General features: G+C 66.6%; 16 protein-coding genes. 6 read left to right on the forward strand and 10 right to left on the reverse strand.

What is annotated here, in order from left to right:
- Positions 1–426: a nucleoside-diphosphate kinase gene (gene ndk, locus ACFQZQ_RS02630; RefSeq protein ID WP_386811123.1), complete on the reverse strand. Its 426-nt coding sequence runs from the start codon at positions 424–426 to the stop codon at positions 1–3.
- Between the two features lie 223 nt (positions 427–649).
- Here ndk and ACFQZQ_RS02635 point away from each other — a divergent pair, with 223 nt between their 5' ends.
- From ACFQZQ_RS02635 to ACFQZQ_RS02645, 3 genes are read left to right on the forward strand one after another with little or no spacing between them, the layout of a single operon-like run.
- Positions 650–1,270, forward strand: a complete 621-nt coding sequence (locus ACFQZQ_RS02635) for a TetR/AcrR family transcriptional regulator (protein WP_386811124.1) — start codon at positions 650–652, stop codon at positions 1,268–1,270.
- Between the two features lie 39 nt (positions 1,271–1,309).
- A complete protein-coding gene (locus tag ACFQZQ_RS02640; RefSeq protein ID WP_386811125.1) occupies positions 1,310–3,685 on the forward strand; it encodes a 3-hydroxyacyl-CoA dehydrogenase/enoyl-CoA hydratase family protein in 2,376 nt (791 codons plus the stop codon).
- 25 nt (positions 3,686–3,710) lie between these two features.
- The gene (locus tag ACFQZQ_RS02645) at positions 3,711–4,919 is read left to right on the forward strand and encodes an acetyl-CoA C-acyltransferase (RefSeq protein WP_386811126.1); all 1,209 of its coding nucleotides are present in this window, start codon (positions 3,711–3,713) and stop codon (positions 4,917–4,919) included.
- A 194-nt stretch (positions 4,920–5,113) separates the two neighbouring features.
- Here ACFQZQ_RS02645 and ACFQZQ_RS02650 read toward each other — a convergent pair whose 3' ends face one another.
- The 9 genes from ACFQZQ_RS02650 to cmk form a co-directional block, all read right to left on the reverse strand.
- Positions 5,114–6,412: an NAD(P)/FAD-dependent oxidoreductase gene (locus ACFQZQ_RS02650; RefSeq protein ID WP_386811643.1), complete on the reverse strand. Its 1,299-nt coding sequence runs from the start codon at positions 6,410–6,412 to the stop codon at positions 5,114–5,116.
- Between the two features lie 39 nt (positions 6,413–6,451).
- Positions 6,452–7,351, reverse strand: a complete 900-nt coding sequence (gene galU / locus ACFQZQ_RS02655) for a UTP--glucose-1-phosphate uridylyltransferase GalU (RefSeq protein WP_386811127.1) — start codon at positions 7,349–7,351, stop codon at positions 6,452–6,454.
- The gene (locus ACFQZQ_RS02660; RefSeq protein ID WP_386811128.1) at positions 7,351–9,261 is read right to left on the reverse strand and encodes a polysaccharide biosynthesis protein; all 1,911 of its coding nucleotides are present in this window, start codon (positions 9,259–9,261) and stop codon (positions 7,351–7,353) included. Before ACFQZQ_RS02660 ends, galU begins: the two co-directional genes overlap by 1 nt.
- Before the next feature lie 25 nt (positions 9,262–9,286).
- The gene (locus tag ACFQZQ_RS02665; RefSeq protein WP_386811129.1) at positions 9,287–10,258 is read right to left on the reverse strand and encodes a lipopolysaccharide biosynthesis protein; all 972 of its coding nucleotides are present in this window, start codon (positions 10,256–10,258) and stop codon (positions 9,287–9,289) included.
- 5 nt (positions 10,259–10,263) lie between these two features.
- A complete protein-coding gene (gene lapB / locus ACFQZQ_RS02670) occupies positions 10,264–11,442 on the reverse strand; it encodes a lipopolysaccharide assembly protein LapB (protein WP_386811130.1) in 1,179 nt (392 codons plus the stop codon).
- A 3-nt stretch (positions 11,443–11,445) separates the two neighbouring features.
- The gene (locus tag ACFQZQ_RS02675; RefSeq protein WP_386811131.1) at positions 11,446–11,712 is read right to left on the reverse strand and encodes a lipopolysaccharide assembly protein LapA domain-containing protein; all 267 of its coding nucleotides are present in this window, start codon (positions 11,710–11,712) and stop codon (positions 11,446–11,448) included.
- A 96-nt stretch (positions 11,713–11,808) separates the two neighbouring features.
- Positions 11,809–12,111: an integration host factor subunit beta gene (locus ACFQZQ_RS02680; protein ID WP_386811132.1), complete on the reverse strand. Its 303-nt coding sequence runs from the start codon at positions 12,109–12,111 to the stop codon at positions 11,809–11,811.
- Positions 12,112–12,244: 133 nt separating this feature from the next.
- Positions 12,245–13,933: a 30S ribosomal protein S1 gene (rpsA, locus tag ACFQZQ_RS02685; protein ID WP_386811133.1), complete on the reverse strand. Its 1,689-nt coding sequence runs from the start codon at positions 13,931–13,933 to the stop codon at positions 12,245–12,247.
- A 279-nt stretch (positions 13,934–14,212) separates the two neighbouring features.
- Complete coding sequence (cmk, locus tag ACFQZQ_RS02690; RefSeq protein WP_386811134.1) at positions 14,213–14,884, reverse strand: (d)CMP kinase; 672 nt, start codon at positions 14,882–14,884, stop codon at positions 14,213–14,215.
- Positions 14,885–15,050: 166 nt separating this feature from the next.
- On the opposite strand from cmk, the gene ykgO reads away from it, so the two are divergent.
- The 3 genes from ykgO (at position 15,051) to ACFQZQ_RS02705 (ending at position 16,804) form a co-directional block, all read left to right on the forward strand.
- Entirely contained in the window at positions 15,051–15,176 is a 126-nt protein-coding gene (gene ykgO / locus ACFQZQ_RS02695) for a type B 50S ribosomal protein L36 (RefSeq protein WP_036206164.1), read from the forward strand.
- 242 nt (positions 15,177–15,418) lie between these two features.
- Positions 15,419–15,745, forward strand: coding sequence for a hypothetical protein (locus ACFQZQ_RS02700; protein ID WP_386811135.1), 327 nt, complete (start codon positions 15,419–15,421; stop codon positions 15,743–15,745).
- Positions 15,746–15,757: 12 nt separating this feature from the next.
- Positions 15,758–16,804 (forward strand): agmatine deiminase family protein, encoded by a 1,047-nt coding sequence (locus ACFQZQ_RS02705; protein ID WP_386811136.1) that lies wholly within the window; start codon positions 15,758–15,760, stop codon positions 16,802–16,804.
- The last annotated feature ends 12 nt before the right edge of the window (positions 16,805–16,816 follow it).

The following is a 16,816-nucleotide window of genomic DNA, read 5'->3' on the forward strand; positions in this document are numbered from 1 at the left end:
TTAGCGGGCGTAAACGTCGGTGCTCGGGAAGAAGTACGCGATCTCGTTCGCGGCGTTCTCCAGGCTGTCCGAACCGTGCACGGCGTTGGCATCGATGCTGTCGGCGAAGTCAGCGCGGATCGTGCCCGGCGCGGCATCCTTCGGGTTGGTGGCACCCATCAGGTCGCGGTGCTTGAGCACGGCGTTGTCGCCCTGCAGCGCCTGGATCATCACCGGACCGGAAATCATGAACTCGACCAACGCGCTGAAGAACGGGCGCTCGCGGTGCACGGCGTAGAAGCCTTCGGCTTCCTGCTTGGACAGGTGCTTCATCTTGGCGGCGACGACCTTGAGGCCGGCCTTCTCGAAACGGGTGTAAATCTCGCCCACGACGTTCTTGGCGACGGCATCGGGCTTGATGATGGACAGGGTGCGCTCCAGCGCCATGGAATTTCTCCGGGTAGGCGGGCCGCTGAACAACAAAGTTCGCGCCCGAGAATAACAGAAAAACCCGTGTCAGGACACGGGTTTAGCCGATATGGCTACGGTAATTCTAACGGATTGGCGCGGGGTTTTGCAGCTTCTCCGGCCTCGGATCCGTTGACGGTTCAGATGCCCGGGGCTAGCATCAAACAAGCGTTTGATTCACGCGGTCACCCAGGAACCCACGATGGCCTCCACCGCCCACTTCTCGACCAAGGACCGGATCCTTGGCGCCGCCGAGGAACTGTTCGCGCAGTTCGGCTTCACCGGCACCTCGCTGCGCCAGGTCACCAGCCGCGCCGACGTCAACATCGCCGCGGTTAACTACCACTTCGGCAGCAAGGAGAATCTCGTCAACGAGGTGTTCCGCCGGCGCATGGACGAAATGACCGCGCAGCGGCTGGCGGCACTGAAGGTCGCGACCGAAACCCATCCCGGCGAACTGGAGCCGATCCTGGCCGCGTTCGTGCAACCCGCGCTGGCGATGGCCCAGGACCGCCACGGCGGCGGTGCGTTCGTGCGCGTCGTGGCCCGCGCCTACGCCGAGAAGAACGACGGCCTGCGCAAGTTCCTGTCCGACCACTACGGCCACGTGCTGCGCGATTTCGCCAAGGCGATCGCTGTCTGCATGCCGGGCCTGAGCAAGGAGGAGCTGTACTGGCGCCTCGATTTCCTGGCCGGATCGCTGACCTACGCGATGGCGGACTTCGGCCTGATCAAGCGCCCGTCGGGGGTCAGCGAGGCGACCCATCGCGAGCGCGCGGCGCGCGAACTGATCCGTTTCGCGGCCGCGGGCTTCAAGAGCTGATTGACAACAGAACTATTTAATTACAAGGACTTGGGAAGCATGTCTAACAAACTACTGGTGCGTCGCGCCGCCGTCCTTGGCGCCGGCGTGATGGGCGCACAGATCGCCGCCCACCTCACCAACGCCGGCGTCGACACGGTGCTGTTCGACCTGCCGGCCAAGGAAGGCGACCCCAATGGGGTCGTGCAGAAGGCCATCGCGAACCTCGGCAAGCTCAGCCCCGCCCCGCTCGCCAGCAAATCGCTCGGCGAGCGACTGGTCGCGGCGAACTATGAAACCGGTCTGGAGCAACTGCGCGGCTGCGACCTGATCATCGAGGCCATCGCCGAACGGATGGACTGGAAGCAGGACCTGTACAAGAAGATCGCGCCGTTCGTCGCCGACACTACGGTGCTGGCGAGCAACACCTCGGGCCTGGGCATCAACAAGCTGGCCGAGGTGCTGCCGGAGGAATTGCGCCACCGCTTCTGCGGCGTGCACTTCTTCAACCCGCCGCGCTACATGCACTTGGCCGAGTTGATCCCGGCCAAGACCACCGATGCCGCCGTGCTGGAAGGCCTCGAGACCTTCCTCGTCACCACCCTCGGCAAGGGCGTGGTCATCGCCAAGGACACCCCGAACTTCATCGGCAACCGCATCGGCGTGTTCTCCATGCTGGCCGCGATGCACCACACCGAGCAGTTCGGGCTGGGCTTCGACACCGTCGACGCGCTGACCGGCCCGGCCGTCGGCCGGCCCAAGTCGGCGACCTACCGCACCGCGGACGTGGTCGGCCTGGACACCATGGCCCACGTCATCAAGACGATGGCCGACACGCTGCCCGACGACCCGTGGCACCCGTACTTCAAGGCGCCGAAGTGGCTGGCCGCGCTGATCGAGAAAGGCGCACTCGGCCAGAAGACCGGTACCGGCATCTACACCAAGCGCGGCAAGGACATCCTGGTGCTGGACTTGAAGGCGCAGGACTACCGTGCCTCGGCCGGTGAACTCGATGCTGAGGTCGCCGCACTGCTGAAGGAGCGCGACCCGGCGAAGAAGTTCGCCGCGCTGCGCGCCAGCGCGCATCCGCAGGCGAAGTTCCTGTGGGCCTGCTTCCGTGACACCTTCCACTACAGCGCGTTCCACCTGGAGAGCATCGCCGACACCGCGCGCGACGTGGACCTGGCGATCCGCTGGGGTTACGGCTGGTCGATGGGGCCGTTCGAGACCTGGCAAGCCGCCGGCTGGAAGCAGGTCGCCGACTGGATCGCCGAGGACATCGTCGCGGGCTCGGCGATGAGCAGCGCGCCGCTGCCGAACTGGGTGTTCGACGGCCGCGACGGGGTGCACAACACCGAGGGAAGCTACAGTCCGTGCCGCAATTCCAAGGTGCCGCGCTCGGCCAACCCGGTGTACGCGCGCCAGCGCTACCCCGATGCGCTGCTGGGCGAGAAGTTCTCGCAGGGCCGCAGCGTGTTCGAGAACGACGGCGTGCGGATGTGGGTCGACGAAGGCGACGACATCGCCGTGGTCGGCTTCAAGACCAAGATGAACACCGTGTCCGACGCCGTGCTCGATGGCCTGCAGGAAGCCATCGCGCGCGCCGAGAAGGACTTCGCCGGCCTGGTGATCGGGCAGCAGAAGGAGCCGTTCTCCGCGGGCGCCGACCTGGCTGGCGCGCTGGGCGCGCTGCAGGCGGGCAAGCTGGCCGAATTCGAGGCAATGGTCGCCAACTTCCAGGCCACCAGCCAGCGCATCAAGTACGCGCAGGTGCCGGTGGTCGCGGCGGTGCGCGGCCTGGCGCTCGGCGGTGGCTGTGAGTTCCAGATGCACGCGGCCAGGACCGTGTTCTCGCTGGAAAGCTACGTAGGACTGGTCGAGGCCGGGGTCGGCCTGCTGCCGGCCGGCGGTGGCCTGAAGGAATTCGCGGTTCGCGCCTCCGAGGCCGCCGGTCCGGGCGGCGACGTGTTCGCGCAACTCAAGACCGCGTTCGAAAGCGTGGCGATGGGCAAGGTCTCGGCATCGGCCGTGGAGGCGAAGGAGCTCAAGCTCGCCCGCGACAGCGACGGCATCGTATTCAACGCCTTCGAACTGCTGCACGTGGCCAAGGCCCAGGCGCGCGCACTGGCCGAAAGCGGCTACCGTCCGCCCCTGCCCGCCCGCCGCATCCAGGTCGCCGGCGAAGTCGGCATCGCCACCTTCAAGATGATGCTGGTCAACATGCTGGAGGGCTATTTCATCTCCAAGCACGACTACGAGATCGCCACCCGCATCGCCACGGTCATGTGCGGCGGTGAAGTCGATCGCGGTTCGCTGGTCGATGAAGAGTGGCTGCTGAAACTGGAGCGCGAGCACTTCGTCGCGCTGGCGCAGATGCCCAAGACCCAGGAACGCATCGCGCACATGCTCAAGACCGGCAAGCCGCTCCGCAACTAAGCGACGACGACACAGGACATTATTCATGAGCAAGCAGATCCAGGACGCCTACATCGTCGCCGCCACCCGCACCCCGGTGGGCAAGGCGCCGCGCGGCGTGTTCCGCAACACCCGCCCCGACGACATGCTCGCGCACGTGCTGCGCAGCGTGATCGCGCAGGCCCCGGGCATCGACGTCAGCCGCATCGACGACGCGATCATCGGCTGCGCGATGCCCGAGGGCGAGCAAGGCATGAACGTGGCGCGTATCGGCTTGTTGCTGGCCGGCCTGCCGAACACGATCGCCGCGCAGACCATCAACCGTTTCTGCTCGTCGGGCCTGCAGGCCGTGGCGCTCGCGGCCGACCAGATCCGCCTCGGCAACGCCGACCTGATGCTGGCCGGCGGCACCGAATCGATGTCGATGGTGCCGATGATGGGCAACAAGGTCGCGCTCAGCCCGAGCGTGTTCGCGAACAACGAGAACGTCGCGATCGCCTACGGCATGGGCATCACCGCCGAGAAGGTCGCCGAGGAATGGAAGATCTCGCGCGAGGACCAGGATGCGTTCGCGCTCGCCTCGCACCAGAAGGCGATCGCGGCGATCCAGGCCGGCGAGTTCCAGGACGAGATTTCGCCGTATGAAGTGGTTTCGCACCTGCCCGATCTGGCCGGCAACGCGATCCGGTTGAAGAAGGCGCTGGTCGACACCGACGAGGGCCCGCGTCCGGATTCGTCGATCGAAGGCTTGGCCAAGCTCAAGCCGGTCTTCCGCAACGGCCAGTTCGGCGGCAGCGTCACCGCCGGCAATAGCTCGCAGATGAGCGACGGCGCCGCCGCGGTGCTGCTGGCGTCCGGGCAGGCGGTCAAGGACTACGGTCTGACCCCGCTCGCACGTTTCGTCAGCTTCTCGGTCGCCGGCGTGCGCCCGGAGGTGATGGGCATCGGCCCGATCGCGGCGATCCCGAAGGCGCTCAAGCAGGCAGGCCTGACCCGCGACCAGATCGACTGGATCGAACTCAACGAAGCCTTCGCCGCGCAGGCGCTGGCGGTGATCCGCGATTCGGCCCTCGATCCGGCCAAGGTCAATCCGCTGGGAGGCGCGATCGCGCTAGGCCATCCGCTGGGCGCAACCGGTGCGGTGCGCACCGCGACGATCGTGCATGGGATGCGTCGGAGGAATGAGAAGTATGGAATGGTCACCATGTGCATCGGGACCGGCATGGGTGCAGCCGGCATCTTCGAGGCGCTTTAATGCATCGACGCGACGGATCGCACGCGGCGCGCGGCGGCGCGATGCATATCCGGACTGGAGTGGTCCACCACGGCGCGGTCACGAGGTGCATCGGCACCGGGATGGGCGCGGCGGGCGTGTTCGAAGCGCTCTAGCGCCAGCCATGTAAGAAAGACGACGGCGCCTGTGGGCGCCGTCCTCTTTCTGCCGGCGGCTCAGGGATGTTGTTCGCGCCAGTCCTTCCAGCCGTCCCGGAATTCCGCCCACCAGTAGCTCAGTTGCGCGCCCACGAATCCGGCCGGCTTCAACGCCGACACCAGCGGGTAGTCGGCGAACTCCTGCCAGCGGCGGTCGCCTTCGGCAATGGCCGAGGCGATCACTTCGCCGGCGAACGTGGTCGGCGCCACCCCGTGGCCGCCGAACGCCTGCGCCAGCCACAATCCTTCGTCTATCCGCCCGATCTGCGGCATCTGGTGGCGGGCATAGCTCATTAGCCCCGCCCAGGCGTGTTCGATCCGTACCCCGTCGAGTTGCGGAAACACCTTGAGCAGGTCGCGATAGAGCAGCCGCTTGACCGCCTCCGGTGAACGCTCGAGCACCGAGATGCGCCCGCCCCACAGCAGCCGCGTGTCCGGCAGCGGCCGGTAGTAGTCGAAGGCGAACCGAGTGTCGTAGACCGCGGCCTGGGTGGACAACACTTCGGCCAGACGCCCATCGAGGGGTTGCGTGACCATCACGTAGGTGGCGATCGGCAGGACGCCCGCATCGACCTTGCGGCGCAGGCCGGCGAGGTAGCCACCACAGGCGAGCACGACTTGGGCAGCTTCTACTTCGCCTTCGGGCGTGCGCACGCGCCAGCCGGCGCCGCTCCTTTCCAGTGTGATCGCAGGGCTGTGCTCGTGGATCGCCACCCCGCGGCTCATCGCTGCGGCTGCAATTCCGCGCGCGTACTGCAAGGGATGGAAATGCAGCGCGGACGGCTCGAACAAACCGTCGTGGTAGCGCGCGCTGTGCACCAGTTCGCGCATCCGTGCCTTCGGCATCCACTCCCAGTGCACGCCGAAATGTTCCGCCAGCAGGCGCTGCCGGGCTCGCAGCACCTCGGGATCGCGAAACCAGTTGGCCCAGATCACCCCCGCTTCGCGGTGATCGCAATCAATTGCGTAGGTGGAAACGCGGCGGCGGATCAATTCGACCGCGTCGGTCGTGCCCGCGTAGAGCGCGCGCGCGCGTTGCGGTCCCAATTCGCGCAGCAACGCATCTTCACCGCGAGAGAAGCCGCCAAATACGAACCCGCCGTTGCGTCCCGACGCACCGAACGCGACCTCCTGCGCTTCCAGCACGGCCACGTCGCGCACACCGCGCTCGGCCAGGCCCAATGCGGTATTCAGGCCGGCGAAGCCGCCGCCGATTACGCAGACTGCGACCTGCCTGCTGCCACGCAGGGCAGCGTGGCCGGCGCGCACCGAGTCGGCAGTCAAGGCTTGGTAGTAGCTCATCAAGGGGCTCGACATACGCGCCTGGCTGCCTGGCAAACCCGAACGACTGCCGGCTCAACCGAGCTCTTCGACGCCCAGTTCGGCCAGCGCGTTCTGCATCAGGTGCCGCGCCGCATCGCTCAGCGTCTCGTGGTCCAGCGCGTAGCGGATAGTGGCTTCGATCAGGCCCAGGTGGGTACCGCAATCGAAGCGCGTGCCCTGGAACCGGTAGGCACTGACCGCCTCCTCCACCAGCAATGCCGCGATCGCGTCGGTGAGCTGGATTTCGCCGCCGGCGCCGGGTCGGGTGGCTTCGAGCAACGCGAAGATCCGCGGGTTGAGCACGTACCGGCCGACGACCGCCAACGTGCTGGGCGCGTCCGCGGGCTGGGGCTTCTCGACCATCGAGGTGATGCGGCCCTGGCGGGCGGCAAACGCGTCGGTAGCGACGATGCCGTAACTGCCGGTCTGCGCGCGCGGCACGTCCTGCACCGCGATCACGCTCGCGCCGGACGCTTCGGCAGCGTCGGCCATCTGCTTCAGTGCACCCGGGCCGCGGTTCCAGATCAGGTCGTCGGGCAGCAGCACCGCGAACGGTTCGTCGCCCACCACCGGCTTAGCGCACAGCACCGCGTGGCCCAGGCCCAATGCCTCGGCCTGGGTCACGAACACCGCGCGCACGTTGCGCGGCAGCACGTTGCGGATCAACTCCAACTGCTCGGTTTTGCCGGCGCGCTCGAGCTTCTGTTCCAGTTCGTAGGCCTTGTCGAAGTAGTCCGCCACCGCGTGCTTGTAGCGATTGGTGACGAAGATCAGCGTGTCACAGCCTGCTTCCACCGCCTCGTCGACCGCGTACTGGATCAGTGGCTTGTCGATGATCGGCAGCATCTCCTTGGGCACCGTCTTGGTGGCCGGGAGGAAACGCGTGCCAAGGCCCGCCACGGGAAACACGGCTTTGCGAATGCGAGCGGACATCAGATCTTCCTGGCATGGCGGGCTGGAAACGCCACAACGGTCCCCGATGCCTGCATCGGCGGATGCTGGCCAACGGGCTGGAACTCGGGGACAGCGGCGCGTAGCTGCTCGGCCAGCGCCTCTCGGTCGTAACGGGCGGAAGCTTCGCGCAGCTGGGCAATCGCGTGTTCGATCACCTGAGCAGCGACTTCGCGTGGCTCGGCCTGCAGGATCTTGGGATGCCCGGTCGGGCGGTAGCGCTCGTCGGCGTGGAACAAAGTCTCGTGCAACTTCTCGCCCGGGCGCAGGCCGGTGTAGACCACCGCGATGTCGCGACCGGGCTGCTTGCCGGCCAGGCGGATCATCTGCTCGGCGAGCAAGCGAATCGGCACCGCCTCGCCCATGTCGAGGGTGTAGATCGCTTCGTGCGTACCGATCGCCGACGCCTGCAGGATCAACTGGCACGCCTCGGGGATGGTCATGAAGAAGCGCGTGACTTCCGGATCGGTCACGGTGACCGGCCCGCCATTGCGGATCTGTTCGCGGAACAGCGGCACCACGCTGCCGGCCGAGTCGAGCACGTTGCCGAAGCGCACGGTCACGAAGCGCGTGGAGCGCTGGTCGGCCAACGCCTGGCAGGCCATTTCGGCCAAGCGCTTGGTGGCGCCCAGCACGTTGACCGGATCCACCGCCTTGTCGGTCGAGATCAGCACGAAGGTACCGACCCCCGCATCGCGGCAGGCCGTCGCGACCGTGTGGGTCGAGAGCACGTTGTTGCGCACCGCCTCGCGCAGCTGCGCCTCGAGCAGCGGAACCTGCTTGTAGGCCGCGGCGTGGAACACTGCCTCCGGCTCGGCCAGGCGCAAGGCGTGGGCGATCACCGCCGGGTCGCCGCAGTCGCCGAGCACCGGGATGTACTCGAGGTCCGGGAAGTCGCGGCGCAACGCCGCTTCGGTCGTGGTCAGCGCCAGTTCGTCGATCTCGACCAGCGCGATACGGCGCGCGCCGTGGCGTGCACATTGCCGACACAATTCCGAGCCGATCGAACCCCCGGCGCCGGTGACCAGGACCGAACGCGCGCCCAGCCATCCACGGATCGCCTTCCAGTCGGGAAGCACCGGCTTGCGACCCAGCAGGTCCTCGATCGCGACCTCCTTGAGTTCGCCGGGCAATGAGCGGCCTTCGAGCACGTCCTGCAGCCGCGGGACCATCCGGAACGGCAGCCCGGTGCGCTCGCACGCGGCCACCACCGTTTGCAGCGCACTCGCATCTGCGGAGGGCATTGCGATGACCAGCAACTTGGCTGCGGTCTCGCGCGCAATCTCGGCTAGGTCGCGGACCCGACCCAGCACTGGCACGCCCTGCAGCTTGGTGCCACGCAGCCTGGCGGCGTCGTCGAGGAAACCCACCGGCTGGTAAGTCCCAAATCGGCGCAGGTCGCGGACCAACGCCTCGCCGGCGTGGCCGGCGCCGAGGATCAGGATGCGCACCGATGCTTTCGACGACCGCTCCATGCGGCTGTCCTTAAAGGCGCGGTAGAGCAGGCGCGGCGCACCGAGCAGGCCCATCAGCACCAGCGGATATAGCACCAGCACCGAACGCGACACCAGATCGAGGCGGTTGTAGAGGAACAGTCCCAGGACAATCGCGAACAGCCCGAGCGCGCAGGCCTTGAAGATATTCCACAGGTCCGGGACGCTCGCGAAGCGCCACAAGCCGCGGTACAAGCCGACCCACCAGAACACCAGTCCCTGCGCGGCGAGTACGAGCACGACTTCGGTCGACCACAGCGGCAGGTGCGGCGGGTTCGGAAGCACGCCGAAACGCAGGCGATGCAAGCCCTGCCAAACCACCCAGACCATGGCCAGGTCGTGGGCAATCACCGCCAGTCTCGGCATCGCCGTCCGCAAACGATCGCGCCAAGGACTCATAGAACTGCAGCTCCGCCTGATTCCATCATCGCCTGCCCAACTCCCTGCGTTGCAACCACCACCACAAAAAAGCGCCCGACGTATACCACGCGATGCTGCTGGCCAGAATGAAAGACCCCGGCGCCGAGCGCAGCAACCCCATGGCCAGCACCCCGCACAGCGTCCAGGCCGAGTACGCCGCCGTCGGCCATGCGTGGCTGCCGGCCTGCCGTGCCCACACCTGGTAGGCATGCTGCGTATGCGCCGTCCACCACCTTTCGCCTCGCCACAACCGCCGCAGCAGGGTCAGGCCGGCGTCGACCAGGAAGGCCGAGACGGGCACCAGCAGAATCGGCAGCCACCAACGCTGCTGGCTGCCTAGCACCACCGCGAGCAAGGCTGCCAGCGAGTATCCCAGCGCGCCGCTACCGACGTCGCCAAGAAAGATTCTGGCCCGTGGAAAATTGAATGGCAGGAAGCCCAGACAGGCGGCCGCGAGAGCCAGTGCAAGCCAGCCCCAGACACCGCCCGCCAGCCACGCGAACCCGGCCGCGACGATGGCCGCCTGGCTGGCTGCCAGGCCATTGATGCCGTCCATGAAGTTCCAGACATTGGTCAGCACCAGCGCCGCGATGAAGGCGACCGCCGCCACCCACAGGCTGCCGAACGCGGCTGCCACGCCGATGGCGAGCACGGCCGCGGCCAGCACGTGCACGACCAGCCGCGACCACGGCGACAGGGGCCGGTGATCGTCGATCAAGCCGACGCCCGCCACCAGCAGGAGCCCGAGCACGAACGCCACCAACAGCGGAACCTGTAGTGGATGGCGCGCCGCCAACGCGCTGGCCGCCACCAGCAACGCCAGCACGATCGCCATGCCACCCCCGCGCGGGGTGGCGACCGCATGGCTGCGGCGCTCGCCGGGGTGGTCGAGCAGCTCGCGACGCACGGCATAGCCACGCGCCAGCCAGGTACCGGCCGCGCCAATCACGAAGAACAAGGCCAACCACAACAGCATGCGCGTCAGACCACCGCGTAGTTCAGCAGTGGCTTGACCGTGCCCCACTCCTTGCAGCTCGGGCATTGCCAATGGTGGCTACGTGCGCCAAAGCCGCAACGCGTACACCGGTAGCTCGGATTGCGCACCAGCAGCTGGTCGGTGATGTGTTTGAGGTCGTGCAGGGTGGCCAGCGGGTCGGCGCCCTCGGCCAGCGTCAGGTCGATCAGCGCGGCCTCGCCGCGCACCGACGGCCGATCCTTGAGTTCCTGCGCGAGGTAGGCCCGAGCCGCCGGCACGCCATCCTCGGCCTCGACCATGCGCGTGAGCGCCAGCACTGGCGCGATGCCGCGGTAGTGTTCGCACATCTCGGCCAGGAACGCGCGCGCACCGGGCGCGTCGTCGACGCCGTCGTAGCTGGACAACAGCAGCGGCAGTACTTCCGGGAGGTAGTCCGGATCGCTGCGCGCGACGCGCTCAAACGCGCGAATCGCACCAGCGTCGTTACCCGCCTCCACCTCGATCCGGCCCTCGAGCATGCCCGCGCGCACCGAGTTCGCATCGGCCTCGTAGGCCCGTGCGACCGCCGCGCGCGCGGCTTCTACCTCGCCCGCCGCGCGATGCCGGTCCGCCAGCTCGCATTCGAACTGCGCGATCAGCTTGCCCATCGGCTCGGTCGTGGCGGCTTCGTAACGGCGTGCGTTTTCGATCGCCTTGTCCCAGTCGCGCTCGGACTGGTAGATGTGGATCAGGTGGCGCAGCGCGAGCGGCGCGCGCATATCCAACGCCACCAGGTCGCTGAACACCGTTTCCGCGCGGTCGAGCAGGCCCGAACGCATGTAGTCCTCGCCCAGCGCAAGCAGCGCCTGCACCTTCTGCTGGTCGCTCAGCCCGGTCCGCTGCACCAGCGCCTGATGCAGCCGGATCGCGCGGTCGACTTCGCCGCGGCGGCGGAACAGATGGCCCAAAGCGACCTGGGTCTCGAACGTGTCCTTGTCGAGCTCGGCGATATGCAGGAACAGTTCGATCGCCTTGTCGGGCTGTTCGTTCAGCAGGTAGTTGAGGCCGCGGAAGTACGTGGTCGACAACCGGCTGACCTGGGTGTCGCTGTGGCGCTCACCACCGCGGCGCCCAATCACCCAGCCGCTCACGGCGGCAATCGGCAACAGCAGGAAGAACCAGAACCACTCGCTGATGAACGCCATGCATCAGTTCCCGGGATTCGATGCCGAAGGCAAACGCGACTGGCGCTCCACGCGAGCCAGGCGCCGGCGCAGCGGCAGCACCAGGCTGGCGGTGACCGCCAGGCCACCGACCATGACGCCGAGCAGCAAGGCCACGATCAAGGCCACGCCGAGCGTGGTGGGGACGGCACCGATGCCGAAATCCACCAGCGCCGGCTGCACGTTGAGCGCGCCGACGACGGCGCCGACCACGAGGCAGGCGAACGCGATGAGGAAGCGGATCAAACGCATGGCGGCCTCCGGGACGACCTTCCGTTGTCGGCCGCTAGCTTAGCCGACCCGGTGTGCCGGTTCAGGTGCAAAGTTGGGGTGTAACGAGTGCGAAGCTCAGTCGGCTTCTTCAAGCGGCACCACGGAGCTGACGCGTTCGCGCAGTTCCTTTCCGGGCTTGAAATGCGGCACGTGCTTGCCGGGCAAGGCCACGGACTCACCGGTCTTGGGATTGCGTCCCAGGCGAGGTGGCCGGTAGTGCAGGGAAAAACTGCCGAAGCCGCGGATCTCGATCCGCTCGCCGGCCGACAGCGCGCCACCCATCATCTCGAGCAGGGCCTTCACCGCCAGATCCACGTCGTCGCCCTTCAGGTGCGCCTGACGTTGCGAAAGGATCTCGATCAGCTCGGACTTGGTCATGGGCGAACGCGGCATCTCATCGATAGAAATTTGCCGGCTACAAAACCACCAGCTACAGAATCACACCCTGCAAACGGAAGACGACCCGGCCGAAGCCGGGCCGTCCCCGCGGTACTGCATGTTGCGTGGACGCTTACTCGGACTTGTTGCCCAGCTGCTCGCGCAGCAGCGCGCCCAGCTTGGTGGTGCCGCTGGAGGCTTCCGAAGCCGCGCGGTTGTAGTCCGACAGGGTCTCCTGGACCTCGGCCTCGTCCTTGGCCTTGATCGAGAGCTGCATGACGCGGCCCTTGCGATCCATGCCGATGAACTTGGCTTCGACTTCGTCGCCGACCTTCAGGTGCTGGGTCGCGTCGTCGACGCGCTCCTTGGCGATATCGCGCGCGGCGACATAGCCCTCGATGCCACCGTCCAGCTCGACCGTGGCGCCCTTGGCGTCGACTTCCTTGACGATGCCCTTGACGATCGAACCCTTGGTGTTGGACGCCACGTACTGGCCAAGCGGATCCTGTTCCATCTGCTTGACGCCCAGGCTGATGCGCTCGCGCTCCGGGTCCACGGCAAGCACGACGGCTTCCAGCGTGTCGCCCTTCTTGTAGTTGCGGACCACGTCTTCGCCGGTGGTGTTCCAGCTGATGTCGGACAGGTGCACCAGGCCGTCGATACCGCCGTCCAGGCCGATGAAGATGCCAAAGTCGGTGATCGACTTGATCTGGCCTTCGACCTTGTCGCCCTTCTTGTGGATGACCGCGAAGGTCTCCCACGGGTTCGAGGTGACCTGCTTCATGCCCAGCGAGATGCGGCGACGCTCCTCGTCGACGTCCAGGACCATGACCTGCACGTCGTCACCGACCTGCACGATCTTGCCCGGGTTGACGTTCTTGTTGGTCCAATCCATCTCGGACACGTGCACCAGGCCTTCGACGCCCGGCTCGATCTCGACGAACGCGCCGTAATCGGTGACGTTGGAGACCTTGCCGAACACGCGGGTGTCGGCCGGGTAGCGGCGCGCGATGTTGTCCCACGGATCCTCGCCCAGCTGCTTGAGGCCGAGGCTGACGCGGTTGCGCTCTTTGTCGTACTTGAGCACGCGCACGTCGAGCTCCGCGCCCACTTCCACCACTTCGGACGGATGGCGCACGCGCTTCCAGGCCATGTCGGTGATGTGCAGCAGGCCGTCGATGCCGCCCAGGTCCACGAACGCGCCGTAGTCGGTGAGGTTCTTGACGACGCCCTTGAGGATCGCGCCCTCGACCAACTTCTCCATCAGCTGCTCGCGCTCTTCCGAGTGCTCGCTCTCGACCACCGCACGGCGGGAGACGACGATGTTGTTGCGCTTGCGGTCCAGCTTGATCAGCTTGAACTCGAGTTCCTTGCCTTCCAGATAGGTCGAGTCGCGCACCGGGCGCACATCGACCAGCGAACCGGGCAGGAAGCCGCGGACATCCTTGATGTCAACGGTGAAGCCGCCCTTGACCTTGCCGCTGATGCGGCCGGTGATGGTGGCGTTGGCCTCCAGGGCCTCTTCCAGCTCGTCCCACACCATCGAGCGCTTGGCCTTCTCGCGCGACAACACGGTTTCGCCGAAGCCGTTCTCGAGCGAGTCGAGCGCGACTTTCACTTCGTCGCCGACGGCCACGGTCAGCGTGCCATCGTCGTTACGGAACTGTTCGATCGGCACGATGCCTTCGGACTTCAGGCCGGCGTTGATCACCACCACGTCGCTACGGACCTCGACCACGGTACCGATGACGATGGAGCCCGGCTTGAGCTTCGTCAGGTTGGTCTGGCTTTGTTCGAACAGCTCTGCAAATGATTCGGTCATTGGGAAATTACTCTGATGAACACACGGGCCGCACCGGCTGTTTGTCGCGAGCCCCGCGGATTTTTCCGCGGAGGACTTCAAACAGCACGTGGTCGACCCACCCGTTATGTGGCGCGATGAAGCCACGCCATGTGTCGTTGGTTGATACCGCCCGCGGGATTGCGGGACGGCGCCTGTCTGCTGCGAAAGATCTGTGTTTGTCCCGGCGTGAAAACCATCCCCATCCTTGCCTTCCCCTTGAAGGAGAAGAAGCCGGGTGTAGTCGCAAAAAAAACGCGACTACGGTTTCACGAGGGCCAACACGCGTTCGACGACCGTTTCGATCCCCTGGCCGGTGGTGTCGATGCGGACGGCGTCTTCGGCCGGCCGGAGCGGTGCCACCGCGCGCTGGGCGTCGCGGGCGTCACGGGCAAGAATCTCCCGCAGCAGACCACCTAATGTAACGGAAACCCCTTTGTCATTCAACTGCTTATAGCGTCTTTCGGCCCTTTCCTCGGCGCTGGCGGTGAGGAAGACCTTGATCGCCGCGTCGGGGAAGATCACGGTGCCCATGTCGCGGCCGTCGGCGACCAGGCCGGGCAGCTGGCGGAAGTCGCGCTGGCGGTCCTTCAAGGCGGCCCGCACCTCGGGAATCGCGGCAATGGCCGAGGCGGCCGCGCCGGCGGTCTCGGTGCGCAGCTCATCGGTGGCGTCAACCCCGTTCACGACCACCCGCAGCTCCCCACCGGGGTCGGCGCGGAAGCCGACCTGGGTATCGAACGCGCAGCGAACCAGGGCGCCGTGGTCGTCCAGGTCAATGTCGGCCCAACCGGCCGCGACCCCGACGGCGCGGTACAGCGCGCCTGAATCCAGGTAATGCCAACCCAGCCGTTGGGCGACGTGGCGGCTGATGGTGCCCTTGCCGGACCCGGAGGGCCCGTCGATCGTCAAAACCGGAATCGTCGTATTCATCAGGCCATTATTGCTTGCCGACCGGGATTGTCGACGCGGGCCGTGGCGGGCCGGATCCGGCCCGGAGCCCCGGAAGCGACTTCGATCGTGCAAGCACTTGATCCAACGGGGAAAGAACGGCTAGAATCGCTGGCTTGATTTCAATTCCCTGTTGCCGAGGTCTGTCATGAAGGTCCTGTCCTCCCTGAAGTCGGCGAAGAACCGTCACCGCGACTGCAAAGTCGTCCGCCGTCGTGGCAAGGTCTTCGTGATTTGCAAGTCGAACCCGCGTTTCAAGGCGCGTCAGCGCTGAAGAATTGAGCATGTTCAAGGCGCGTCAGCGCTAAGAACGGGGCTGGTTCCGCGACCGATCCAATCGGACAGGAACCCGCAGCACGACCCGAAAGCCGCCGCAAGGCGGCTTTCTGCGTTGCCGGCCAGCCACCGCCGGGCCTCCGCAGTGCGCTCTGCATCACGCTGTGCGCCGCCAGGCGCGTGCCGTTGCAACAGGCGTTGTGCGTACAATCGGCCATCACCAAGGGAGGGGGTTTTGCCATGAAATTCCGCACCGCCGTTTTGCTGTCTGCCCTGCTGGCGGTCTCCGCCGCCGCGTCGGCCGAAACGCTGCTAATCGAACGCGTCCAGGAAGAAAACAAGGCGTCCTTGCCGACCCGCGGCCTCAGCATGGCGCAGGTCGAAGCCAGGTACGGCGCCCCGACCCAGCGCCTGGATCCGCGCGGCGGCCAGAAGCGCCAGTGGCCCACCATCAACCGCTGGTCCTATCCCGACTTCACCGTGTACTTCGAGAAGAACAAGGTGATCGACGTGGTGGCCAACAAGGCCAGCGCCGAAGAGATCGGGCCGAAGCCGCCCATCCGCTAAGTTCGCCAGACGATGACCGAAACCGCATTGCGCCTCCCCGCGGAGTGGGAACCCCAGTCCGCGGTCCTGATCGCGTGGCCGCACGCCGACACCGATTGGGCCGACCGCCTGGGCGAAGTCGAGGAAACTTACATCGCCCTGGCCGCCGCGATCACGCGCTTCCAGCCGTTGATCGTGTGCGTGGCCGACGACGACGTGCAGGCCTATGCGCGCGCGCGGCTGTCGTCGGCGCGGGTCGACATGGAGCGCGTGCGCTTCGTCGAGATCGCCTACGACGACACCTGGCTGCGCGATTCCGGCCCGATCACCCTGCGCGGCCGCGACGGTTTCACGCTGCTGGATTTTCGCTTCACCGGCTGGGGCGGAAAGTTCGATGCGAGCCGCGACGACCTGCTGGTCGAGGGCCTGCACCAGGCCGGAATCTTTTTCAACAGTACGCGCCAAGCCATTGATCTCGCTCTTGAAGGCGGCGCGATCGACACCGACGGCGCCGGCACTCTGCTCAGTACCTGGCAATGCCTGCACGAGCGCCACCCGCAGGCGTCACGCGAGGAGCTCAGCGCGAAGCTCGCGCAGTGGCTGCACCAGGACCGGGTGCTGTGGCTCGACCACGGCTATCTCGAGGGCGACGACACCGACGCGCACATCGACACGCTCGCGCGCTTCGCCGCGCCCGACGCGATCGTGTTCCAGGGCTGCGATGACCCGACGGACTCCCACTACGCCGAATTGCAGGCGATGGCGGCCGAACTGGCCGCGCTGCGCACCCGCGACGGCCAGCCGTACCGGTTGTTCCCGCTGCCCTGGGCCGAGCCGATCATCGATGGCGGAGCCAGTGACGGCCGGCGACTGGCTGCCAGTTACGCGAACTTCCTGATCGTCAACGGCGCGGTGTTGATGCCGGTGTACGGCGATCCCGCCGATGCGCGCGCGCAGGCGGTGATGGCGCAGGCGTTCCCGCAGCACGAGATCGTGCCGGTACCGTGCCGCCCGCTGATCTGGCAGAACGGCAGCCTGCACTGCATCACGATGCAGCTTCCCGCAGGCGTTGCTGCGTAGCCGCCGGAGCTC

This window comes from Lysobacter koreensis, assembly GCF_042677045.1.
GTDB lineage: Bacteria > Pseudomonadota > Gammaproteobacteria > Xanthomonadales > Xanthomonadaceae > Lysobacter_K > Lysobacter_K koreensis.